This window comes from Wenzhouxiangella sp. XN201 (assembly GCF_011008905.1).
Classification (GTDB): Bacteria; Pseudomonadota; Gammaproteobacteria; order Xanthomonadales; family Wenzhouxiangellaceae; genus Wenzhouxiangella.
The window spans coordinates 1,467,472-1,491,029 of record NZ_JAAIVI010000017.1 but is presented as its reverse complement, the minus strand read 5'-3'; the positions used below and the strand labels follow the sequence as shown (position 1 = coordinate 1,491,029).

Genomic DNA, 23,558 nt, shown 5'->3' with positions numbered 1-23,558 from the left:
TAGCGAGTTAAGGACGATGAACTACCGTCATCATGCTCATCCTATTGAGCCCTGGTTTCAGTCGCGTGACTTCGACATGACCAATTCCTTACAAGCCTCTGCCGGATCTCAGTACTCCCAGCTCACACCCAGGCTGAATTCCCGGCCACGCGTGTAGCGTTGTGTGATCTCCTTGCCCTGGCGAACCTCGAATGCAGAATCCAGCAGGTTGCTGAACTCGGCCTTGAAATCGAGCAGATCGAACCAGCGCCACTGGATCACCAGGTCAAGGTCGGGCGCAGGCTGTTCCTTCTTGTCGGGTGCGCCCAGCACCCCGACTTCGACAATGCGCTCACCCACGGCATTGAGCAGCAGGGTGGCGGAAAAGTCCCGCTCCTCGTCGTCATAGCCGATCTGGACGTTGGCCACATAGGGCGATTGCCCCTGCAAGGGACGGAATTCATTGGTCAGGATGCCCAGGTCTTCGATGAAGATTTCTGATTCGACCCAGGAGTAGTTGCCTGCGAGGTAGAGCCGGTTCCAGACGGGGCCGATTTCGAGGAATTCACCCAGGAATCCGAGACTCTTTCGCCACTCGAGTTCGGCGCCGTAGTTCTCGGCTTCGTCGGCATTGGCGTAAGTCAGCCGTTGCTCGACCCCGGCTTCAACAGTTACCTCGATCGGGTTGATGATCGACTTGTGGAAGATCCCGAGCGAAATCAACTCGGACGGCTCGGGATAGTATTCCCAGCGCAGGTCCATGTGCTCGATCTGGGATGGCACGAGTTCCGCGTTGCCAATCACCTCACGATTGAGAACCGGGTCGGTAAAAGGCGCTGGCGAAAGTTCCTTGAAGTCCGGGCGCACGAGTGTTTCGGCGTAGCTGGCACGAATCTGCTGGTTCTCGGTCATGTACCAGGTGGCAGAAAAGGCCGGAAGCCGATCTTCATCGGCGAGTTCGGCGACAACCGGTGTGGCGCCTGGGTTGAGCAGTTGAAAAGTCGTAACGTTCTGCTCCCAGTCCTCGATCCGAATGCCGCCGGTCACCCGCAGACGCTCGAAGAAGGTCATGTCGAGGTTGGCGTAGCGGGCGTCCACTTCAAGCAATGCGGTGTAGTTGTCCGTCTCGCGCGTGGACTCCTTGATCACCACAGCGCCCGGTCCGATGAAGTCCGGGTTAAAGAAGGTCTCGGGATTCTCGTTCCGACGCAGGTCGAATGGGAGTCGGTTTACACCATCGAACTGGAAACGGCGGATGCTCGAGTCGCGTGACTTGTCCAGACGCCGTCCACCGAAGCTGACATTGCCGGTGAACCCGTCGACACCGAAAGGCACAGCCAGGTCGATGCCGTAATCAGTGGCATCGTCCTCCAGTTTGGAGAAGCGCCGGACGAGATTGTCGGAGCGGCGCGAGAAAATGAAATCGGAGACGTTGTCAGGATCGTATCGATAGCGGCGCTGGTCGGGCACGTCGCGCCGGGCGCGCGAGTCCGCGTAGTCCCACTCCAGCGTGGTGTCGCCAAGAAATCCGAACGTGTGTTCGCCGCGAAGCTGTTGGGAAAGGAGCTCGCGTTCCTCCCATTCCAGTTCGGTAAAGCGGACGATTCCGTCCTCGTCGAGGTTGAAGCCCTCCTGGATGAAGGTCTCGTCCTGGGTCTGCCGCAAAAGCATCGAAGTCAGGTCGATACGGTGATTCTCGGAGTACTGCAGGCCGGCGGTGAGGAAACCACTGAGCTCGATATCGCGCGTGGAGCGCTCTATTTCGTAGTCGTCGTTGGGTCGAAGACTGCCGTCTCCCAGGGGGATAAAACTCCGGCGCTCCTCGATCCGGGTTTGATAGGCATCAGACCACATCACCGCCGTGGTGATACCGGCCGTCCAGTCATCGCTGAATTCGAACAGCTTGCCCCCTTCGACCGACAGTCCCAGGTCCGGCCCGACTTGCCTGCGATCCACTTCGTAGATGGCGGGAAAGGACTCTCCCAGCATCTCGAGCTCTTCAGGCGACAAGCCGTCGGGATTGAACGGCCCTGCGGCCGTCAGCGTTCCACCATCCTCGACGGCTTCGGCGATCGCGGTCGGCAGCTCACGGGTTCCGTCGTCCATGCCCAGGAAATCCCGATCGCCACCTTCATAGGTCAGGCCATCGCTGAACGTCGTTCCCTCGCGGCCACCGACGGACACGCTCATCTCTAGGAAGTCTTCCTCCGGGATGCCACGGGTGCGGATTTCGACGACACCGCCGCCGAAATCTCCCGGCAGGTCCGGCGAATAACTCTTCTGGACGCGAATCGACTCGATCACGCCGGTCGGGAACAGATCAAGCGGCACGACCTTGCGCGTCGGGTCGGGGCTGGGCACGTTGGCGCCATTGAGCAGCGTGCTCGAATAGCGTTCGCCGAGACCGCGAATGAAGATGAACTCGCCGCCGACCAGGGTCAGCCCGGTTACCCGGGCCAGCGCGCTACCGGCATCACCATCACCCGAACGCGAGAACTGCTCGGTGCCGATGATATTGGCAACCCCCGATGAATCGCGCTGCTCGGCGATTACCGAGGTCACGCTGCCCTCGATATAGGGCTCGACCACGACGTACTCGGCCAGCTCCAGGCCCGCCGGCGGCAACTCGAAGTCCCGTCGGGTTTCGCTGTCTTCCCGGATCGCGACGGCGTCGACGGTCCGCGTAGCGAACTCGCTGTGCAGAACGGACACGGCGTAGTCACCGGTCGGCACCTCGACGCTGAACTGACCGTCCTCGTCGGTACGCGCCTCGACCGGGGTGCCGCTGACGAACACGCGCGCGCCGCTCACCGGCGAGCCATCCTCGGTCGAAACGACCCGCCCGACGAGCAGGCCGCTGCCTTCTTCGCCTGTCGGTACTTCGGGGGTTCCCCGCAGCGCGGGCTGCTGTTCGCCTTCGTGGGAGCTCTCGATGCTGACCTGGGCCCGCCGCTGGGGTCCGGCGAGGGTGATGATGTAGCGGGCAACCTCGCCTTGGTGCACTTCCAGCGGCAGGGCCGCCAGCCCCAGGGCGTGTTCATAGACGGCCAGGCGCGTGCGGCCGGGTTCGACGCGGCCACGCCAGGCGCCGTCTGCATCGGTCAGCCCGAATTGCTTGCCGATCTCGATGCGAAGGCCGGGCACCGGACGGCCGCTTTCGAAGACCAGCACGGTGATATCGCCTGACTGGTCATTCTGGGCCCTGGCCTGCTCCGCAATGAACAGAAGGAGTCCCGTCGCCAGACAGAATGCCAGGGTGCGCCAGCTGGTCATCGAATACCTCGGAAACATGGGCGGATCAGGTGCAGAACCACGGCTCATCGCGGCACTGCTCCATGGCACGTCTGAGTTCGTTGGCCTTGCGGAACAGGTCGTCTCGCGTCAAGCGGGTCAGGTGAGACTCGGCCTGCTCGTAACGGCCCGTCTTGAATAATGCGTAGGCCAACGCATAGCGGATGTCTTCTTCGTTGAGCAGGCCGGTTCGAACCAGGTCCGACTCCATGCCGGCCGCCTGGTCGAAGCGCCCCAGCTCGATGAAGACGGCCAGGCGCTGCTTGAGCTTCTTTGGCTGGTCGATAACGCGGGCGTTGAGCGTGAGCGCCTGCATCAGCCAACCTGCCCGGCGATAGAGTTCGGCCGCTTCGGCCATCAGCGAGGGATCCAGCCGTGCGGCATCGTGAAGAATGTCGGCGGCCGGCAGGATCTTGTCGAGATCCAGCCAGGTCTGGGCCAGCACCCGCGCCAGGCGGATGTTGTCGCTGTCCTCGAGCCTGGCCGCTTCGAGAATTCTCAGGGCCTGGTCGTATTCACCGGCCTCGCGCAGCGCGTTGCCGATGGCCAGGGCATCATTCGCCGTGGCCTTGCCCCGCAGCATGAATGCCTGACCCAGTGCGGCCGCCTCCTGGTAGAGCCCCTGCTCGACCAGAAGGTAGACCTGCTGACGCGTGAAATCCCCGGCGCGATCCGGAAAGCGCCCGGCCGCATTCGAAAGCACCCGCCAGGCAGACTCCAGTTCCCCCATCTGCCAGTGCGACTGGGCGCGCATGAGATGGACCGAAGGCAGGTCGGTGGTCTCGGGGTCGGCGCCGTCGAGTGCTGCCAGGGTGCCGGCATAATCCTCCTGGCCGAAACGGGCCTGGGCCAGGTATAGCCAGATGACGTCGGCGGGCGGCTCCGCCTGCTCGCGACCCGCCTCCAGCGCACGCACAAAGGCGGCTTCGGCCCGGGCCAACTCGTCGAGGTTGAGCGCCACCAGCCCGTCGAGGCTGTGGTAGCGGACCCGGTCGAGATCGGGATCGTCCAGGTCGATCGCCGCCAGCACGGCGCGCGCTCGTTCGTAGTTGCCGTCACCGATCAAGAGCGCTGCCAGGGACAGGCGCTCGACTCCGTCTTCCGGCAGCGACGCCGGTTGTTCCTGGGCACCGGCGGTTGCGCTCAGCGCCAGGATCAACAGAAGCCAGAAGATGCGCATGATGGCGGGAAGCTCCTTGACCAGCGCTCAGCTGAGATCGAAGCGAATGCGCTGCTTGGCCCACACGCGCACGTTGCGGCCCTGGTACTGGGCGGGCTCGAAGCGCCAGTTTCGGACGCCCTGTACAGCCGAATCCTCGAAGCGGCCGGCCGGGCTGGATTCCAGCACCTGGACTTTCTCGATCTCGCCGGCGGCGCTGATCAGCAGTGACAGCAACACGTAGCCTTCGACGCCCTCCTTGCGCGCCGAAGACGGATACGGCAGCGGCGTCTGGCGGGTCGGTCGCGGCGGGTGGTCGACGGAATCGTCGGTCATGACCACGTCCCGGGTGTCACCCAGCAGTTCATCGCGCATGCTGCCCAGGTCATCGGCCGTCACACCGGGGATACCCATGTCGATGCCCGACAGCGAGGTGTCGAGATCGACCATCGGTGGATTGATATCGCGCGAGCGCCTGGGCTCGGGCTGTTCACGCTTGACCACCTTTTTCGGCGGGGGCTCGGGTTTGCGCTCGACCTGGAAGCTGGTCTGCCGGGCCAGTTCCTGCGCTTCGGGACCCTTGGCCAGGCGGTTGATCATCAGCAGGGTGCCGATGATCAGGACCGACCCGGCCAGCATGAATGCCAGCCCGTACGTCCATTTCCTGATTTCTGAAGTCATGCGTTGTCCTCCTAATATTCGATTCAGCCGCGGCCGGCTTCTTCGACCGTGGCCACACCGACGTCGGCGGCACCGGAACGGCGCGCCTGGTCGACGACCTCGACCAGCTTGCTGGCCGGTACATTGCTGTCGGTGACGACCAGCACGGATTGCGAAGCGGCGCCCTGGAGCATGTCCCTGAGCTTGCTCTGGATCACCCAGGTGCGGATTGGCTGGCCGTCGAGCCAGGTCTCGCCGCTGTTGTCTATATAAAGACGAATGGCCTTGGTCGAGGCCTGCTCCGAAGTCGTGGCGCTGGGACGCTCGAGATCGAGCTTCATGTCCTTGACGAAGGTCGTCGAAACCATGAAGAAGATCAGCAGGATGAACACCATGTCGATCAGGGGCGATATGTCGACGGCCTGTTCGGTATTGGAGCGCTCGCGGAATCTCATGCCGGGCTACCTTTGTGCACGCGTGCGCAGAGAATGTCCTTGACCTGGGCCAGCTCGATCCGGATCACCGCGGCGCGCTTTTCGAGCACCCCGCCGACGATCAGGCCGGGAATGGCCACGGCCAGGCCCATCTGGGTCGTGAAAAGCGCCTGGGAAATGCCGCCGGCAATACCGCCGGACTGGGCGAACAGCGACATGTCCCCAAGCGAGTCGAAGGTTTCGATCATCCCCACAACCGTGCCGAGCAGGCCCATCAGGGGGGCGACGGCAACGATGGTCATGATCAGCTTGTGGAAGCGCTTGACGTCGCGCTCGATTGGCCAGAAGGCGTCGTCGAGCAGGCGCCTCAAGTCGCCGTGATGCGAGCGCGCAATCTTCAAACCCTGCTCGATGGCCTTCTCGATCACGCCGCGAGGCGGGTAGTCGAGGCCTTCGGGATGCTTCTGGATGATCCGGCGGACCGAGCGCAGGTTGCCCCGCTTGAGCGCGGCGAAGCGGTAGCCGATCGCAAACCACAGCACCACCGTGGCCAGCACCAGCGGCGGCATGACGTAGCCGCCCACGTCGAAGTAGAACCGGAAGTCATTGACCAGTTCGTCGAACATCAGCCGCCGACCTGCTCCGTTTCGCCCCGGGCTTCGAGATACTGGTTGGTCACGCGCAGCGTGGCCTTCTCCATGTCGTCCTTGATGCGCTCTGCCCAGCTCGAGAGCAGGTTGCCGAACAACAATGTCGGAATGGCAACGATCAGGCCCAGTTCGGTGGTGACCAGGGCGATCGAGATACCACCCGAGAGCAGCTTGGGATCGCCGGTGCCGAATTCGGTAATGACATCAAAGGTCGAGATCATGCCGGTGACCGTGCCGAGCAGGCCCAGCAGCGGCGAGACCGCGGCAATCACCATGATGAAGGCGCCGAAGCGGTTGAGATGCCCGGATTCGTGCAGAATCGACTCGGAGACGATGTCCTCGAGATGCTCGCGATCGCGATCGAGGTTGCGGATGGCCGAGGCCACCACGCGAGCGGTTGCGCCCTGGCGCTTCTTGAGCATCGACAGTGCGGCATCCCGGTCGCCGCGGCGTACCGGTGCGGACACATCATCGAGGATCCGTCCGGTCGAGGTTCCGGCGCGCCACAGGAACATGGCGCGCAGCGCAACAAGCGTTGCAGCCAGCAGGCCCAGGAAGAAGATGATCCAGCCGATCACGCCGCCGCTGGAAATGGTTTCGAAAACCCCCTTGGCGCCCCGCTCTTCCACTTCCGAGCTGAGCGTCTCGTAGATGAAGATCGGCAGGGGCGAGACCATCGTCCCGGCCACCAGGGCGCGGGCAGCTTCGGCTGACTCTTCGTTCCAGAGCTTGAGTTCGCCCTCACCGGCCGGAGCCAGGGCGCCGGCGCCACGCTCGCTGATACCGAAACTGGCGATGCGGCCGACGTGAATGATCTCGCCATCGACGCGCGTGCCGTTGGCCAGGAAAAACTCACCGCTGTCGCGACGGACTTCACCGCGTCGGTCCAGCTCTTCCCGGACGGTTTCGAACATGGCGGTCACGTCCCCGGCCTGCGGTACCTCGTCGCCTTCCAGCGCGGGTGCTTCCCAGCCCTCGAGGGTCGCTTCGGCCTGGAGGAAGGTATTGGCCAGCAGGTTGACGTTGTCGCGGGCCGACTCGACCGAGCGCTCGGATTCGAACACCTGTTCGTCGAGTCGATCGCCGCGGCTGGTCCGATCGACCACGCGGCGTTCGAGCGAGCGAATATCCGACTCAAGCTGTTGCCGATCGGCTTGGCTGGTTTCCTCGAATTCTGCGAGGCGACGTTCGAGGTCTCGCTTCTGTCCCTGAAGAAAGGCGAACTCCCGCTGGTAGGCCTGTTCCAGCGACGGGGTCTGGGCGGCTACGGGCGGGGATTCGGGTTCAGCTTCGGGCTGCGCCGACTCGGACTCCTGCGCGGTCGCCGGCGCCGCCAGCCAGGCGGCGGCGAGCAGGATCAGAATGTGAGGAATGCGGATGCTCATTGTTCGGACTCCAGCCGGATGGCGCCGTTGGGCAATTCGAAGTAGCCGGTGCGGATCTGCTTCTTGAGCGACTCGAACAGCTTGTCGATGCGCTGGATGGCCGCGCGCTCGTCCAGGCGGACAAAGCGCCAGTCCTCACCGCTGCGCTGGGCCTGCCCGTACTCGCCGTCGCGGGTCTGGAAGTACATCGCGACCGTGCCCAGGCGTGCCACGTCGGCCAGGACCTGTTCGTCGTCGAGCTCGATGACCTGGCTGTAGAGGCCGTTCTCTCTCGTAAGCCTAAGTTCGTCTTCGTAGAAGCCCCAGAGACGATTGACGGCCCGCGGTGGCGCCAGCGAACCGGTCTCGAGCTGCGTCTGGATTTCGTCAAGCGCGGCCATGCGCTCCTGCGGCTTGAACGGCAGGGAGGTTTCGATGTGGCGCCGCAGCGCGTCGATCGCTTCCTGGGCGACAGGAACCAGCGACTCACCGGCGATGCCGGCCTGTTCGGCCCGTTCGCGATTGCTTGTGAGCTCCTCTTCGAGCTGGTCCACGCGCAACTGCTCGCGTCGTAACGTGGCTTCCAGCTCGCCCTTCTGGGCGGCCAGCGAGCTCATTTCATTGCGGTGCTGGTCCTGCTTGCGATTGAGTTCGGCATTCAGCGACTCGACTTCTCCGCGAATGCGCACCAGCTCCTCGGCCAGTGCCTCGAGATTGTCACCCTCTGCCGACGACTGGGCCGCCAGGATCAGGGGAAACAGCAGCAACCCGATCAACAGTCCGGGCTGATAGACTCGCCTGTACATGAAAGCTCCACCCGCGATGTGTGTGGCGTTGAACGATGCTGGTTACATTAGCGATGCTTCATTGCATGTCGGTGACGCAAATGTGACGAGCCTGTTTCAAGCGCCGTCATTGAACTGAAATGCTTCGCACGATCTTGGCGCCACAATTCATCGAGAATCGGAAGGGTTCAAGTGAGTCATGGACAGGAACTTCTGGAATGAACGCTGGAAGCGGCAGGAGATCGGATTTCATCAATCCGAAATCCACTGGGCACTCAAGCGTCACTGGGCTGCAGTAGCGGATGGCCATGCCGGCCGCGTTCTGGTACCCCTTTGTGGCAAGAGCCTTGATCTGCACTGGTTGGCGCGGCAGGGTCATGGCGTGGTGGGGATCGAACTCAGCGCCCAAGCGGTGAGCGAGTTCTACAAGGAATGGGGACAGACACCAACGCGTATGCCAGCGGGTCCGCTAATCCATTGGCAGGCCGAGAACATCGAACTGTTCGAGGGCGAGTTCTTCGATTTCAAATCAGGCGAAGCATTCGAACTGCTCTACGATCGCGCAGCCTTGGCCGCCCTGCCCCGGGAGATGCGCCCGGGTTATCTCGATCATTTACGATCCTTGCTGGGCGACCACGCCCGCGGCTTACTGGTCACTTTCGAGTACGACCAGACGGAAATGGACGGCCCGCCCTTCGCCGTCCTCGAGGATGAACTGGTGGACTACGCCGGCCTCCAGTTCCAGTTACTCGAACGCCGCGACGTATTGGCCGAGCATGCGCGTTTTGCCGAACGTGGACTGACCGCCCTGCACGAATGCGCGTGGCTCGTCAGGCAGAATCCTTAAAACAGACCCAGCCATGCGGTGATGGCCACAAACACCACGCACGAAGCGGCTACAAGGCTGTAGTGGATTCGTTGCCCAGTGTTCCACCACTGCTGTCGCCACGAATGGATTGCGGCGAAGACGCTCACCACGGTCAATGCCGCGATGAGCCATGGCAGGTAGAAGATCCACCTGAAGTCGCCCGACACCCCGAAAGCTAGCAGGAACGGATTGATCGAGGCCGCGCCCCGGATTGCGAACAGGAGTCCCGCGGCAAAAATCGCTGCCAACAGTGCGGCCAGCGCCGCGGTCGGGCGCGCAATCCGCTGCACTCCGGGCTCCGGCAAGTCGTGGGCATTACGCAACCGGCGAACGGATGCGCCTACAGGCCAGGCGACAATGCCGGATAGAAGGACGAGCCCGATAAGCCCCGCGCCCGCAAGTGCTGGACTGGCCGGACCCTGCTGAATGCTTCGTGCAATCGGATAGACGCCTCGACTCACATGGACGTCGGTCACGAAGGATACTGACGGAATTTCCGACACGCAGCTCGTGTCCTGCGCCCTGTCAGGATCCTCAAGAAAACGCAACGCCAACTCACGGGTACACGTGGTGCTCGCAATCACCCCGTGGCCGTGAGCCGGAACCTCGACAAACGTACTGTTCGGCAGTGTCTCGGCGGCGAGTCGTCCGAACTCGGGCGGCGTGGTGGGATCGAACTCACCACCGAGAATCAAGGTCGGTAAGCCGCTGCGAACCGGTTCAATGTACGAGGAATCCGCCCTTTCACCATGCCAGGCTGCGCATTCCGCATGGCGGTCTCCCTCGTCCACGATTTCATCGAGGCGTGGGTACGCCATACGGGCGGAATCAAGCAAGTCCGGCGGGTTGAAAGGTGCAATCTCGTAGCAGTTCACCGACAGGTTTAGACCCCGACTGATCTGCTCAGGCGGTCGGACCAGGCGGTCAGCCAGAACCCGCCATACATGCTCGTTTTCCGGCCCGCCTTCTTGGATCAGAAGCGGCAAAATCGAAGGGAAGCGACGATTGTAAAGGCCCTGAAATACGCCCGAGATGGCCAGCGCTCGGTCGACCACGAGCCGGCCGCCGGGGAAGCGGTTCGTGTCCTGCATTTCGAGTTCTACGGGGTCCCGCTCCAGGCGATCGAGCCAGGTGTAGAACTTCGACTCCAGGTCGGGATAGGCGCGACGGCAAGCCTCGTCCGCCGCACATTGCGTAAACACGCGCTCAAGCGATCGGGCAAATACTGCGGGTCTCTCCACCCACAGTCGGGCGTTGGGGGGAGACGTCGAGTCAAGGATGACGCTCCGGATTCCCGCAGGCGTCTCCCGCATCGCTGTCAGCGCGAGTCTCGTTCCATAGGAGATGCCATACAGGTTCCATTGCTCGTAGCCCAGGGCCCGGCGGAGATCGTCCAGGTCTCGCGCGCTGGTCTCGCTGTTGTAGGCGGAAAAATCGATGCCTTTCTCCAGCATTTTCTCCCGACATTCCCGTGTGGCATCAACGCGACGGGCCTTGGCTTCTTCGGGCGAAAGGCCGAGGAAACGCGTTGTATAGAGAACCTGGTCCAGCTCTTCGCAGAAGTTGGGATCGGAGTATCCGGTCCCGCGCTGGTCGTAGTAGACGAGATCACGCTTTTCGCGTAACCGGTTCGAGAAATTGCCACCTACAAGAGACGGGATGTGATGCACGGAACGACCACCGGGTCCGCCGGATAGATAGACGAGAGGATCCGGTTCGGGCTCATCGGCCGTGCTGCGGAGAATCGCCACCGCCAGCCGAAGCGTGCCCTCCTTGTGGTCTTGCCGGTTCTCCCACACCACCAGCTCGCCGCAGTCGACACCTTCCAGCGGCTTTTCGCTTTCGAAATGACAGTCCGTGCGTTCGAAGCGCGGAACCTCCTCCTGGGCCAATGCATCGGCCAGTCCGGCAACTCCAATCAGCGCAAGAATGATTCGTGTTGTCATATCTGCCTCCTCAAGCATCCCCAAGTGAGCCCTTCATTCCTGACGCTCGATCAGTCGCTGATAGAACACGACCCCGCGGGCGAGCGAATCGATCGGCAGGCGTTCATTCGTGTCATGCGGGTTGAGCGCATCGCCCTCCCTGATAACGACCGGCTCGAATTTCAGCAGTGCATCCGCAATGGGTGCGTAATGCCTGGCATCGGAGGCCGCCAGTCCGAAGCCGGGAATCAGTGGATCGATCGGCCCATAAACCGCTCCGATCACTTCTTTGAAACGTGTAACTTGCGGTGCGGACGAATCGGTCGCCGGGGGTGCCTCAAATGCACGCTCCTGGTATACGGAAACCTTGATGGAATCATCATCGATAGTTTCCCGGACCCAGCGTCGGACAAACTCGATGTCGTCGCGCGGATGCACTCTGAAATTGACAAGAGCGCGTGCCGTCTTCGGAAGCACATTATCTTTCTTGCCACCCTCGATCACGGTCGGTGAATGCGTGGTGCGGAGAATCGCGGCGCCTCCCGGCATCGACTCGATAATCCATTCGACAACTGGTTTTGTGATCCACGTGTTTGCCACGAGCAATCGCTCCAGGTAGGACCGACGCTGAACCCTGGCCTTGACCATTTCCAGCGCCAGGCCTTCCAGGCCGCCCGGCATACTTGAATTCGATAGCCGCATGAGCGCCCGCGAGAGACCCAGGATGGCATTCGGTCTGAGCGGCACAGCGGAATGTCCTCCGACACCGGTTGCCGTCAATTCGAAGGTCACATAGCCGCGTTGGGACAATGTAATCTGCGCCCATTTGCTCGATCCGTCGGTATGGATCGAACCGCCTCCTGATTCGTCAAGGACCCAATCAAAGTGGATGCCCTGCTCCGTGAGGATTCGAGACATAGCGCCAGCTCCCTCCGAGCCGCCCGTTTCCTCGTCATGGCCGAAAAGCAGATAGACATCGCAGGACGGTGTAAAACCGTCATCGGCCAGCCGCTCCACCGCTTCCATGGTCATGACGAGATTCGACTTGGTGTCGACGGACCCACGTCCCCACACATAGCCATCGGCAACGGCGCCGGCAAAGGGTGGATGCGTCCAGTCCTCAATGCTCTCCTCTTCCACGGGAACCACATCAAGATGGCTGATAAAGCCGATGGGCTTGCAATCGGACCTGCCGGGCCAGCGATAAAGAAGCGATAGTTCGTTGACACGCTCGCGCTCCATCACGGCATGGGCATCCGGATAGGTCGATTCGAGCCAGTCATGAAAGGCCGGGAAAGATTCGGCTTTGTTCGGCAGCTGAGTGTCGCTGGATATGGTGCGAAACCGCACCGCCTCGGCGAGATGGGTGGCAACCTCGGTGCCATCAATGCTACTAACCCGCTTCTCAATCTCCTCATCGGGCAGTTCCGCATCGATTCGCGTCGACGGCATTCGTGCCGTATTCCAGATCATGACGGCAATCAGTCCAAAGAAGGCAATCGTGATTGCCGCCAGGATTCCTTTCCAGGACATCATTCCCTCCCGTACTCGTCTCTGGGTACTCCGGCAATCACGTATCCGGTGAAGCGCCTCTGCTGCCTTCGCCCTCGGGCAAGGCGGTCTCATCGCGGTAATGGTTTTCAAGCTTGTTTCGGACGTTCCTTGCGCCGACTTTGGTCAAGTGCCCCAGCTCATCACGAAACTGGTCGCAGCTTTTCACTTTCGGCTCGGGCCCGGCTTCCACCATGCTCCGCTCGGCAACACGACGGATACCTTCGGCAATATCGGGATGGTTGCGGGCCGCAAGAACTTCCTGGCACTCTCCCACGGCTGCCCCAACCACAGGCTGCATCACGATCTGCCGAACGGCCGGGAAGTGATTCCGAATCAAATCCGCGACAGTCTCAATCGCAGTGGCCCATTCATCCGCTGGCCGGGCCGCGCCGGAGACGTTGAATACCACCCGATCGACCTGCTCACGGTCGCAGTGCGCGGCCTTTTCGTGTGTCGTGCCATGATTTTCCGACCAGGCCGGAAATTCGGGATCAGCCCACTTTTCGACGCTCGCGCCCACGTAGAAACTACCCTGCCAGGTAGGTAGGAACACCCCGGCTTCCAGCGATGGAGATCGCGGCGGCCCGTCACCTGTCATGAAATCAGCAAGCGACAGCCCTCCGTACCACTCGAGTGATTGGGAGAAGCCGAGCACCTGGGTGCAAGAGAAACTATTTGGAGTCAAATCTTTAACGGGCGAAGCGAGACCAGAGCAGCCCAGGCCCAGCAAGAGCAGGACAGTCAGGTGCTGGCGGTTTTTCGGCATGGCAACGCCTCCATTCCAAGCCGCCATCTGAGGGTAGCGCCCATGACCGGCCGGGTTCAAGCGCCGTCCGGTGCATGTCCCGTAGGTATCGGATTTTCCCCTTTACACAAGATTCGTGCTATTGTTCGCCCCGCATTGGGCTGCTGCGCTTACCTGCAGTGGAAAAACCGATGCCCTCTCGCGGATAGTATGTAGACCAAGGCCTCTCCCCGATTTGTAGCTCGCCCGATTGACGGGCTTTTCTTCGCCTTGGTTTACACAAGGAAACACCATGAATTTCGATTCCCTCGGCCTCAAGGCCGAATTGCTGCGTGCTGTCAGCGAACAGGGCTACACAAAGCCCACGCCCGTTCAGATCAAGGCCATTCCGGTCATTCTTGAGGGCCGTGACATCATGGCCAGCGCCCAGACCGGCACCGGCAAAACCGCCGCCTTTACCCTGCCGCTGCTGCATCGCCTCAGCGAACGCGGCGGTCACCAGAAGCAGCCGCGTGCGCTGATTCTGGCACCGACGCGCGAACTGGCTGCCCAGGTCAATGAAAACCTGCGCGCCTACGGTCGTCATGTCCAGTTGCGATCGCTCGAGATCTTCGGCGGTGTCAACATCAACCCGCAGATCACCAAGCTGCAGCGCGGCATCGACGTACTCGTCGCCACCCCGGGCCGCTTGATCGATCATATGCAGCGCGGCACCGTCGATCTGTCCAGGATCGAGTTCCTGGTGCTCGACGAAGCCGACCGCATGCTTGACATGGGCTTCCGTCCGGCCATCGATCGCATCGTCAAGGTCCTGCCGAAGCAGCGCCAGACCCTGTTGTTTTCCGCCACGTTCTCGAAAGAGATTACCCAGATGGCGCACAACTTCCTCAAGAACCCCGAGCGTGTCGAGACCGCGCCGCCGAACTCGACGGTCGACGCGATTGCCCAGCAGGCCTTCCGGGTCGATCAGAAGCAGAAACGCGAAGTCCTGTCATTCCTGATCGGCTCGAACAACTGGCAGCAGGTGCTGGTATTTACCCGCACCAAGCATGGCGCCAACCGCCTGGCCAAGCAGCTCGAAACCGACGGTCTGCCAAGCGCGGCCATCCACGGTAACAAGAGCCAGGGTGCGCGCACCAAGGCCCTGAGCGAGTTCAAGAAGAACAAGATCCGTGTCCTGGTTGCCACCGATATCGCCGCTCGCGGTCTGGATATCGACCAGTTGCCGCACGTGGTCAACTACGATATCCCCAACGTGCCGGAAGACTACGTCCACCGCATCGGCCGCACCGGACGCGCCGGACGCGACGGCCTGGCCGTCTCGCTGGTGGCCGGTTCCGAGCATGGGCTGTTCGAAGATATCCGCAAGCTGGTCAAGACCGAGATTCCGACCTACGGGGTCGACGGTTACGAACCCACCGAACCACTGTCCAGGGAAGCCGGCAAGACACCTGCTCGCCGCGGGCGCGGCAATGGTGGCGGTAACCGTGGCAACAATAGCGGCAATCGCGGCCAGAAATCGGCCCGAGGCAATAATCAGAGTCGCAATCGCGGTCGGCGTGGGCAGCAAGCCAAAGCTGCGTAGTCAATCCGACCGCCCTGTCCACGGGCGGATCGAGAAGTGTAATGCGTCTGCGGCGGACCCCTGGTCCGTCGCGGATGTCACTGCGTTTGATTTGGGACAAGGACTTTCCTGGCTGCTTCGTTAGCATGCACCGCTTAGCCAGGTACAGGATCCACCCCAGATCATGGATAAATTCCGCCGCGAGCGCGTCCTCAGCGTGCACCACTGGAACGACGGCCTGTTCAGCTTTCGGACCACGCGCGACCCCGGCCTTCGTTTTGATAGCGGCCAGTTCATCATGCTTGGGCTGCCCGTTGGCGACAAGCCCTTGATGCGCGCCTACTCCTTCGCCAGTGCCTCCTGGGAGGAAGAACTGGAGTTCTTCTCCATCAAGGTTCCGGATGGCCCGCTGACCTCGCGCCTGCAGCATCTGAAAATCGGCGACGAGATCCTGCTATCGAAGAAGCCCACGGGCACCCTGCTGATCAGCGATCTGCACCCCGGCAAGCGCCTCTACCTGTTATCAACCGGCACCGGCCTGGCGCCGTTCCTGTCCATCATCAAGGACCCCGAAACCTACGAGCGCTTCGACACCGTCGTCGTCGCCCATGGTGTGCGTCTCATCGAGGACCTGGCCTACCGCGAAACCATCTGCGATGAACTGCCCCATCACGAGCTCCTCGGAGAGGTGATCCGGGATCGTCTGCTGTACTATCCGGCCGTCTCCCGCGAACCCTTCAAGCACAGCGGCCGACTGACGCACCTGCTCGAGTCCGGCCAGCTCACCGACGATCTGAACCTGCCACCGCTGGACCCGGAAAACGACCGCGTCATGCTTTGCGGCAGCATCGCCATGCTGAAGGACTTCCGCGACCTGCTTGATCAGCGCGGATTCAAGGCCAGTCCCTCAATCGGCCACGCGGGCGATTACGTGTTCGAGCGGGCGTTTGTCAGTTAAGGCTTGCCGTTTCCACCACCCTTGCTGCCCTTGGCAGGCACAGCGCTGACCTCTGAGCTGGCCGTACTCTCAAGACCACCCGAATCCACGGCCGTCAGCACGTAGTAGTAGGTCTGGTCGTTTTGCAGTCCCGTATCACTGTAGGCCGTATCGGCCGCGTCCAGCGATGCAATGAGCTGGTAGCTGCCTCCGGACTGCTGGGACCGATAAAGACGATACCCGGCCAGATCCGACTCGCCATTGGCATCCCAGGTCAGTTCGACACGCTTGTGGTCCGCCGTGGCGGTGAGCCCGGTCGGTGCCGCAGGCGGATCGTTGACCGGCGTCGAGTCCGAACCGAATGACTGACCGGCGTTAACCGAGCCGTAGGTATCCGCTTGTGGGTCGGCCCAGGAGAACTCCGCGGCCGTCTGGCCCGTGCCGGTTCTCTGTAGTGACCAGCCGATCGGTGTCGAAGACGTTTCGGAAACCAGGATGTCGACGCTGCTCATGCCGTTCGCGGCACCGTCAACGGCCGTAAAGGATCCTTCGTAACTCAGAAACTCGACAACATCACCGAGGCCGTCGACCAGCGCGATTCCGTCGGGCGAGCCATTCTGCAGGCCGGGCAGGTCGAAGGCCAGGACACCGAAACCGTTGTCGAGGTCGGGAACCGTTCCAGACAGATTCAGCGTGTCGTAGACCGCCCCGCCGTTGCCGTTGTAGGCCACCAGCTGCCATCCGTTCAGATCCAGACCGGCCTCCGCGGCAATTTCGACGAACTCGCCCACATCGGTGCTCTCGTTGTCGTAGTGCAGTTCATTGATCCAGGCCACGCCACCGGTACCCACCGCTTGCGGAGTCGCCGAGGCCTCGTTGCTGTTGGACGAAACATTTCCACTGTCGTCGACGGCCGTCACCACGTAATAGTAGGTGGTGCCGTTGCTGGCAGAGGTATCGGTGAACTCCGAAAGGGTCACCAGGCTGCCGTTGATCTGGTCATATGGCCCTCCCGACGAGGTCGCACGGTAGACGTCGAAGCCAGCCAGGTCGGCATCGGCAGGTGCTGTCCAGTCCAGCAGCACCTGCTGATCCAGGCCGGAAGCCGACAGGTCGGAAACGGCCGACGGCGGTGTCGTATCCGAAGCGCAACCGTCGAACTGCTGACCCGCGTTAACCTGACCGTAGGTATCGGCCTGTTCGGGCTGCCAGTGGAAATCAACTGCCCCAGATCCGGTGCCCCCCAGCTGCAGGGAGTAGCCGACCGGGGTGCTTGCCGATTCGCTCACACCCACATCCTGCGAGGACATGCCCGCAGCGGGGCCGTCCGCGGCGGTCATGGTGCCTTCGTAGCTGATGAACTCGACGACCGCTCCGCCATTGTCGATCAGTGCAATGCCGTCCGGCGCCCCGTTCTGCAGGCCGGTAAAGTCGACTGCCAGTGTTCCGGTGCAGCCGCCCTGATCGGCAATCGTCCCCGACAGGGAAATGCTGTTGTAGGCCGTACCACCGTTGCCGTTGTACCCGACGACGCTCCAGCCGGTCAGGTCGAGACCGGCGGGACCGGCCACCTCGACGAACTCGCCAGAATCGGTGCCGTCGTTGTCGTAGTGGAACTCGTTGATCCAGGCGCTTCCGGCGACGCCTTCCTGGGCAACCGCCGAAGCCTCGTTGCTGGACGAGGATTCATTGCTGCTGAAATCGACTGCCGTGACGACATAGAAGTAGGTCGTACCTGCGGTCACGTCCTTGTCCTGGTACGCGGAGTCCGCAACCAGCCCGCTGCCGATCAAGGTGTAAGATCCTCCGGACGTAGCGGACCTGTAGACGTTGTAGCCGGCCAGGTCGCTCTCGGTGTTGTCGGCCCAGTCAAGGTTGATGTGGCCCGGACCACCGGTTGCCGTCAGGCTGCCGGGAACCGCCGGTGGCGTAGTATCCGCGGTTCCGTCGCACTGGTTTCGAAACACGCAGTCCACCCACTCGGGGTGATCGATGAAGGGGTTACGATTGCCCTGGAAGGAGGCGATGGCCTCATTGCGCTGAAATTCGATGAGGTCGACCGGATCTTCATCGTGCCACTGCAGCAGTACGCTCAGCAGCCCCATATAGGCGACCAACTCGTTGCTTCCGGTATTGGACGCGTCCATCAACGCCCGATCATCGGTCAGGACGAGATCGGGCTCGACCACACCGGTGATGCCGTGCGTGCCGCCCTCATAGCGCACATCCATGTACATCATGGCTCTGGCGATGTCGCCTCGCCGGCCGGCCCAGACCTCCCATGTTCCGGCCGTGTAGGACCCGGTCGTCCAGTTCGAGTCTCCCGGATAACCGCCACCCTCGCCACCGCGACCGTTATTGTTCTCCGTGGTCTTCTCGCTACAGCTGCTCGAGCAAGTATCGAAAGGTTTGTTACTGCGCGAAGAGTTGTAGCCAGAGTCGGCGATGAAAAGATGGTGCGTGTCGGTGTACGGGTAATTCGAAGAGCCGTCATTCGGGAAGCCGTAGGACTTGGGCCATGAATGCTCCCGGTTGTAGAAGGTGTTGCCACCGCCCTGCTTGGCGTAGCTGGCATTGCGATAGACCGTAATCACGTTGCCTGTATTGTCCTGATCCTCGTCGGCGATCTCGAGAATGTCCCAGGTGTCGATCGAGCTCGAGGTGTACGGGTAGCGAGTGTGGTCATCGATGATGGCATGCAGGCTGGCACGCATGGCCGACGGCGAAGATGTATCCACCGTCTCATAGTAGGACGACTCCTCCTGAGCCCATGCGAACGAAGCGAAGGATACGGCAAGCACGAATAGCGCGGTCACGCGGACACGCGCCACCAATCGGGTGGTATTCGGAATCATGATTTCCCTCGTGCGGCGTGGCCCTCTTCCGCGCCTCTTTCATTGGTGGGTTGCTGGTTGCTGGTACACACCGCAGGCCGCCGTTTGCGACCGCGCCGGGAAACCGTCCGATCAGAGGGGCTCGGCTACGGCCTCCTCCCGGGTGCAGTAGGGATTATGCCTCGGTTTTGCGACGGTTTCATAACAATCGAACCCGGCCCACATGGAGGGGCGCCGGATCCATCTCCGGGGTACGAATCAGGCAGGCAATCGCCGCTCGTACTCGCTTCTGACACGATTGACGTTATCCCAGAACGGATCCGGATCCTGACCGGATAGTCTGGCGACCAGAACATCGAGATGCGCATGCCAGCCGCTACTCACACTCAGCAGAGTCGAACGATCGCTCACGCGGTGATGGGTCACGGTCAGCAGCACTTCATCGCCCTTGGGCTCGAGCTCAAAGGTGACGCCGCCGGTACTGCCCCACTCGATGCTGAGCTTGAATGGCGGCTCCAGCTCGGTGATCCGGCTTTCCATCCGATGCTCACCGGAATGCTCAGCCGGTCCCTGTCCGGGCGGGTCAGTGAGTTCATCGTTGCGCCAGACAAACTCGAAGGTCTCGCCGGCTCCCAGGTTCATTTTGCCTGCCGCCAGCCATTGCCGGCGCAGATCGCTTTCGGTGAGGTACGCCCAGACGCGCTCGATCGGTCCGGGCAACAGGCGCTGAATCTGCAGGGTATCGGGCCGAAGCAGTTCACCGTAGTCGGCGGGATTGGCAAGTTCGGTCATGATTTGTCTCCTTTCGGTGGCGTGGGGTTGGAAGCGCCCTCAGCACGTAGAAGGCCTTCGAGTGCATCCAGGCGCTCGTTCCAGAAGCGTTCGTAGAAGCTCAGCCACTCGTGCGCGCTCGCCAGCGTCGTGGGCTCGAGGCGGCACACGTGCGTACGCCACTGCACCTCGCGCCGGATCAGCCCGGCCCGCTCGAGGGTCTTGACGTGCTTGGAGGCGGCCGCCAGCGACATGTCGAAGGGCTCGGCAAGTTGGCCAACCGTGCGCTCTCCATCGGCGAGGTCGCGCAGCATGCGCCGGCGCGTCGCATCGCCAAGGGCATGGAAGATGGCGTTCAGTTGCTCAGCTTGTAATTCAACCATAAGGTTGAATGTACTACCAAGCGAATAGTCTGTCAACCATACGGTTTAATGATCACGAAAAGTGAGCTACCTGGTCTGCATGCGCCTTGACGAATCCCGGACGTGCGATGGCGCGGTCAACATACTCACGGCAGGCAGGGAAGTCCGCCAGGCCCTCGAAGCGATCGACAAGGCGCAGAACATCCGCCATTGCGATGTCTGCGATGGAGAACGAATCGGATAACCACGCTCGTTGCGCCAGAACCGTCTCCATGTGCTGAAGGCGGGCATCGAGGAAGGCATCCAGCTGTTTGCGTCCAGGCGTTTCAGCCGTATCACCACAGAACTTGAAGATGGACCAGGGCAGACTGGCCATCTCGACTGAGTTCAGCGCGGCGAATAACCATTCCTGGACTCTACTGCGGCCTTGTAGATCGGTTGGCAGCAGCGCTCTGCTGCGCTCTCCAAGATAGAGCAGGATTGCGCCACTCTCGAACAGCGAGACTTCACCATCGGTCAACCATGGCACCTGACCGAAGGGTTGATGCGAAAAATGTTCGGCGGTTCGCTCACGAAACGGCACGCTCTCGACACGGTACTGCAATCCCGCTTCTTCCAGGGCCCACCGTATGCGCAGGTCGCGCACATAGCCTCGGGGCACTTCTGGAACCCAATCAAAGGTCGTGAGGATCAGGTCGGTCATCTGGAAATTCCTTTGGTTACCTGTGCGTCCGTACAGGCTGATATTGACGTTGTTGGGATCTGAAAATCAAACCCTTCGCGCTTGGATACCCCTGCACACGCCGTGGAACATTCAAGAATGGATCTCATATTAATGCCATATCCGTTTGAATAGACAGCTTTAAACAGATTCTCAAGTTCGTTCGATTTGCACTATATACCCCCTAGGGGTATACTGATTCTCATGGCACAACACCCTTCCCACCACGATCAACTTCGGCGACTGAACCGCGCCCGCGGACAGCTCGAGGGCGTGGTGAAAATGATCAACGAGGGGCGCTATTGCGTCGACATCCTGACCCAACTCCGGGCCGCACGATCCGCCTTGCGGGCGGTGGAGGACGGCGTGTTGCGCACGCACGTTCAACACTGCATTCAGGATGAACTGGCGAAAGGTCGAACTTCCGGACCGAACGAGCGTATCGATGAGCTGATCGATGTACTCACCCGTTACGGGCGCTGAAGCGCCCTGCCCCGCCTTCTCTTTCTTTCCAATCAATCTGCGAGCTTTGCAATGAGCGAACACGAGCATTCCCACGACAAATCCGGCGAGGAGCATCACTGCTGCCATTCGGATGACGGGCATCATCACTCCGGCGGCAATCAGCCCTCGGGCGACAAGGCCTACTACTGTCCGATGTGTCCGGGCGTGGAGTCCGACGAACCGGGCAACTGCCCCAAGTGCGGGATGGCGCTGGAAAAGGCGCAGTCCGGTCCATCGACGAAGACCGAGTACGTCTGTCCCATGCATCCGGAGATCGTGCGCGACGAGCCCGGCGACTGCCCGATCTGCGGCATGGCACTGGAGCCGCGTACCGTCACGCTGGAAGAAGAAGAAAATCCCGAGCTGGTCGACATGAGTCGCCGCTTCTGGGTGAGTGTACCGCTCTCGGCCATCGTGCTGTTCCTGGCCATGGGCAAGATGTTCATTCCCGGGCTGGACGCGCTGATTCCGCATCAGCTCGGCATCTGGCTTGAGCTGGCATTCGCCACGCCGGTGGTGCTGTGGGCCGGCTGGCCGTTTTTTGTGCGCGGCTGGATGTCCGTTCGCACCATGAACCTGAACATGTTCACGCTGATCGCTCTGGGCGTGGGCGTGTCCTATGTCTACAGCGTGGTCGCGGCGGCGGTGCCGGGCATCTTCCCGCCCAGCATGGTCAGCGAGCACGGCACGGTGGGCGTGTATTTCGAGGCGGCGGCCGTGATCGTGACCCTGGTGCTGCTCGGGCAGGTGCTGGAGCTGAAGGCGCGTTCGAGAACCAGCCAGGCGATCCGCGCCCTGCTCGGCCTGGCGCCGAAGACCGCGCGGCGCATCGACTCGGACGGCAACGAGGAAGACGTACCGCTCGAAGACGTGCAGATCGGCGACCGGCTGCGTGTGCGTCCCGGCGAAAAGATCCCTGTGGACGGCGAGGTGGTCGAAGGTCGCTCCAACGTGGACGAGTCGATGATTACCGGCGAGCCGGTCAAGGTCGAGAAATCATCCGGTGAGAAGGTCATTGGAGCGACCGTCAATGACTCGGGCACGCTGGTGATCGAGGCGAAGCAAGTGGGCAACGATACCGTGCTGTCGCAGATCGTTCAGATGGTGGCCGAGGCGCAGCGCTCGCGGGCGCCGATCCAGAACCTGGCCGACGTAGTGGCGAAGTATTTCGTGCCCGCGGTCGTGGCATCGGCCGTGCTCGCATTTGTCGTGTGGCTGACCGTCGGTCCCGAGCCGCGCCTGGCCTACGCCACGGTCAACGCCGTGGCCGTGCTGATCATCGCCTGCCCCTGCGCGCTGGGCCTGGCCACACCGATGTCGATCATGGTCGCCACCGGTCGCGGTGCGGGCATGGGCGTGCTGTTCCGCAACGCCGAGGCGATCGAAATATTCCGCAAAGTCGATACCCTGATCGTCGACAAGACCGGGACACTGACAGAAGGCCAACCCAAGCTTGCATCCATCGAGGTCGCCGAGGGCGTGGACGAGAACGAGCTGCTCGCCGCCGTCGCCTCACTAGAGCGTGCCAGCGAGCATCCGCTGGCCGAATCGATCGTGGAAGGCGCCAAGGAGCGCGATCTCGAGTTGACCGAGGTGTCGGATTTCGAGTCCGTCACCGGCCAGGGCGTGCACGGAAAGATCGGCGGGCGGCAGGTCGCCCTGGGCAATCGCAAGCTGATGGATACGCTGGACGTTGATGTCGAGTCCCTGCTCGATACGGCCGAAACACTTCGCGGCAAGGGCCAGACGGCGATGTTTGCCGCGATCGACGGCCAGGCCGCCGGCCTGATCGGCGTAGCCGACCCGATCAAGGACAGCACCGCAGACGCGATCAAGGCCCTGCACGCCGAAGGTCTGGAGATCGTGATGGTCACCGGCGACAGCGAGACGACGGCCAGGGCCGTGGCGAAGGAACTGGGTATCGACCAGGTCTTTGCCGATGTCGCGCCGAAGGACAAGGCCGAAAAGGTCAAGGAATTGCAGGAGGCCGGCCGCATCGTGGCCATGGCCGGCGACGGCATCAACGATGCCCCGGCCCTGGCCCAGGCGCAGGTGGGTATTGCCATGGGCACCGGCACCGATGTGGCCATGGAATCGGCCGGCGTCACCCTGGTCAAGGGCGACTTGAACGGCATCGTCCGCGCCCGTCGACTGTCGCGAGCGACGCTGGCCAACATCAAGCAGAACCTGTTCTTTGCCTTTATCTACAACAGCCTGGGCGTGCCGGTCGCCGCGGGCGTGTTATACCCCTTCTTTGGCCTGTTGCTGAGCCCGATGATCGCTGCTGCGGCCATGAGCTTCAGTTCGGTGTCGGTGATCGGCAATGCGCTGCGGCTAAACAAGGTATCTGTGTGAGCGGGGCTGGAAGCCCCGCCGCAATTGCCGGCCAGCCCGTATTTGAGGCCCGCGGTTCAGCCAAGCGAGCAATGAACGTTATGATGCGTGCTGATT

At 61.9% G+C, this 23,558-nt stretch carries 19 protein-coding genes; 5 read left to right on the top strand and 14 right to left on the bottom strand.

What is annotated here, in order from left to right; genetic code table 11:
• Positions 1-108: 108 nt before the first annotated feature.
• Genes G4Y73_RS07205 through G4Y73_RS07175 form a run of 7 tightly spaced genes read right to left on the bottom strand, consistent with a single transcriptional unit; the run spans position 109 to position 8,343 of the window.
• Positions 109-3,252 (bottom strand): TonB-dependent receptor, encoded by a 3,144-nt coding sequence (locus tag G4Y73_RS07205; RefSeq protein WP_164230880.1) that lies wholly within the window; start codon positions 3,250-3,252, stop codon positions 109-111.
• Between the two features lie 25 nt (positions 3,253-3,277).
• The gene (locus tag G4Y73_RS07200; protein WP_164230878.1) at positions 3,278-4,450 is read right to left on the bottom strand and encodes a tetratricopeptide repeat protein; all 1,173 of its coding nucleotides are present in this window, start codon (positions 4,448-4,450) and stop codon (positions 3,278-3,280) included.
• A gap of 27 nt (positions 4,451-4,477) precedes the next feature.
• Positions 4,478-5,110: an energy transducer TonB gene (locus G4Y73_RS07195; RefSeq protein ID WP_164230876.1), complete on the bottom strand. Its 633-nt coding sequence runs from the start codon at positions 5,108-5,110 to the stop codon at positions 4,478-4,480.
• Positions 5,111-5,133: 23 nt separating this feature from the next.
• Positions 5,134-5,544 carry a biopolymer transporter ExbD gene (locus tag G4Y73_RS07190; RefSeq protein ID WP_164230874.1) on the bottom strand — a complete coding sequence of 137 codons (411 nt, stop codon included), beginning with the start codon at positions 5,542-5,544 and terminating at the stop codon, positions 5,134-5,136.
• Positions 5,541-6,149, bottom strand: a complete 609-nt coding sequence (locus G4Y73_RS07185) for a MotA/TolQ/ExbB proton channel family protein (RefSeq protein ID WP_164230872.1) — start codon at positions 6,147-6,149, stop codon at positions 5,541-5,543. The genes G4Y73_RS07190 and G4Y73_RS07185 overlap by 4 nt, the downstream gene beginning before the upstream one ends.
• Entirely contained in the window at positions 6,149-7,558 is a 1,410-nt protein-coding gene (locus tag G4Y73_RS07180) for a MotA/TolQ/ExbB proton channel family protein (protein WP_164230870.1), read from the bottom strand. The genes G4Y73_RS07185 and G4Y73_RS07180 overlap by 1 nt, the downstream gene beginning before the upstream one ends.
• Positions 7,555-8,343 carry a DUF3450 family protein gene (locus G4Y73_RS07175; RefSeq protein WP_164230868.1) on the bottom strand — a complete coding sequence of 263 codons (789 nt, stop codon included), beginning with the start codon at positions 8,341-8,343 and terminating at the stop codon, positions 7,555-7,557. Before G4Y73_RS07175 ends, G4Y73_RS07180 begins: the two co-directional genes overlap by 4 nt.
• 178 nt (positions 8,344-8,521) lie before the next feature.
• Between G4Y73_RS07175 and G4Y73_RS07170 the strand changes: the two genes are divergently transcribed.
• On the top strand, positions 8,522-9,169 hold the full coding sequence (locus tag G4Y73_RS07170) for a thiopurine S-methyltransferase (protein ID WP_164230865.1): 648 nt from the start codon (positions 8,522-8,524) through the stop codon (positions 9,167-9,169).
• On the opposite strand, the gene G4Y73_RS07165 is transcribed toward G4Y73_RS07170, so the two are convergent.
• The 3 genes from G4Y73_RS07165 to G4Y73_RS07155 are packed head-to-tail and all read right to left on the bottom strand — an operon-like array spanning position 9,166 to position 13,435.
• Positions 9,166-11,136: an alpha/beta fold hydrolase gene (locus G4Y73_RS07165; RefSeq protein WP_164230863.1), complete on the bottom strand. Its 1,971-nt coding sequence runs from the start codon at positions 11,134-11,136 to the stop codon at positions 9,166-9,168. The genes G4Y73_RS07170 and G4Y73_RS07165 overlap by 4 nt on opposite strands.
• Positions 11,137-11,169: 33 nt before the next feature.
• The gene (locus G4Y73_RS07160) at positions 11,170-12,651 is read right to left on the bottom strand and encodes a M20/M25/M40 family metallo-hydrolase (protein ID WP_164230861.1); all 1,482 of its coding nucleotides are present in this window, start codon (positions 12,649-12,651) and stop codon (positions 11,170-11,172) included.
• A gap of 34 nt (positions 12,652-12,685) precedes the next feature.
• A complete protein-coding gene (locus tag G4Y73_RS07155) occupies positions 12,686-13,435 on the bottom strand; it encodes a hypothetical protein (protein WP_164230859.1) in 750 nt (249 codons plus the stop codon).
• Positions 13,436-13,706: 271 nt separating this feature from the next.
• On the opposite strand from G4Y73_RS07155, the gene G4Y73_RS07150 reads away from it, so the two are divergent.
• Positions 13,707-14,999: a DEAD/DEAH box helicase gene (locus G4Y73_RS07150; protein ID WP_164230857.1), complete on the top strand. Its 1,293-nt coding sequence runs from the start codon at positions 13,707-13,709 to the stop codon at positions 14,997-14,999.
• A 163-nt stretch (positions 15,000-15,162) separates the two neighbouring features.
• Positions 15,163-15,936, top strand: coding sequence for a ferredoxin--NADP reductase (locus tag G4Y73_RS07145; RefSeq protein ID WP_164230855.1), 774 nt, complete (start codon positions 15,163-15,165; stop codon positions 15,934-15,936).
• On the opposite strand, the gene G4Y73_RS07140 is transcribed toward G4Y73_RS07145, so the two are convergent.
• The 4 genes from G4Y73_RS07140 to G4Y73_RS07125 form a co-directional block, all read right to left on the bottom strand.
• Positions 15,933-18,770, bottom strand: a complete 2,838-nt coding sequence (locus G4Y73_RS07140) for an endonuclease (RefSeq protein ID WP_164230853.1) — start codon at positions 18,768-18,770, stop codon at positions 15,933-15,935. The two genes, G4Y73_RS07145 and G4Y73_RS07140, sit on opposite strands and share 4 nt — an antisense overlap.
• A 237-nt stretch (positions 18,771-19,007) precedes the next feature.
• Positions 19,008-19,541 (bottom strand): SRPBCC family protein, encoded by a 534-nt coding sequence (locus G4Y73_RS07135; protein WP_164230851.1) that lies wholly within the window; start codon positions 19,539-19,541, stop codon positions 19,008-19,010.
• Positions 19,538-19,903: a metalloregulator ArsR/SmtB family transcription factor gene (locus G4Y73_RS07130; protein ID WP_164230849.1), complete on the bottom strand. Its 366-nt coding sequence runs from the start codon at positions 19,901-19,903 to the stop codon at positions 19,538-19,540. The genes G4Y73_RS07135 and G4Y73_RS07130 overlap by 4 nt, the downstream gene beginning before the upstream one ends.
• A gap of 52 nt (positions 19,904-19,955) precedes the next feature.
• Positions 19,956-20,585, bottom strand: coding sequence for a glutathione S-transferase family protein (locus tag G4Y73_RS07125; protein WP_164230847.1), 630 nt, complete (start codon positions 20,583-20,585; stop codon positions 19,956-19,958).
• Between the two features lie 222 nt (positions 20,586-20,807).
• On the opposite strand from G4Y73_RS07125, the gene G4Y73_RS07120 reads away from it, so the two are divergent.
• Both G4Y73_RS07120 and G4Y73_RS07115 read left to right on the top strand, forming a co-directional pair.
• Positions 20,808-21,086, top strand: a complete 279-nt coding sequence (locus G4Y73_RS07120) for a metal-sensitive transcriptional regulator (protein WP_164230845.1) — start codon at positions 20,808-20,810, stop codon at positions 21,084-21,086.
• A gap of 51 nt (positions 21,087-21,137) precedes the next feature.
• Positions 21,138-23,462 carry a copper-translocating P-type ATPase gene (locus tag G4Y73_RS07115; protein ID WP_240451138.1) on the top strand — a complete coding sequence of 775 codons (2,325 nt, stop codon included), beginning with the start codon at positions 21,138-21,140 and terminating at the stop codon, positions 23,460-23,462.
• Positions 23,463-23,558 lie beyond the last annotated feature (96 nt).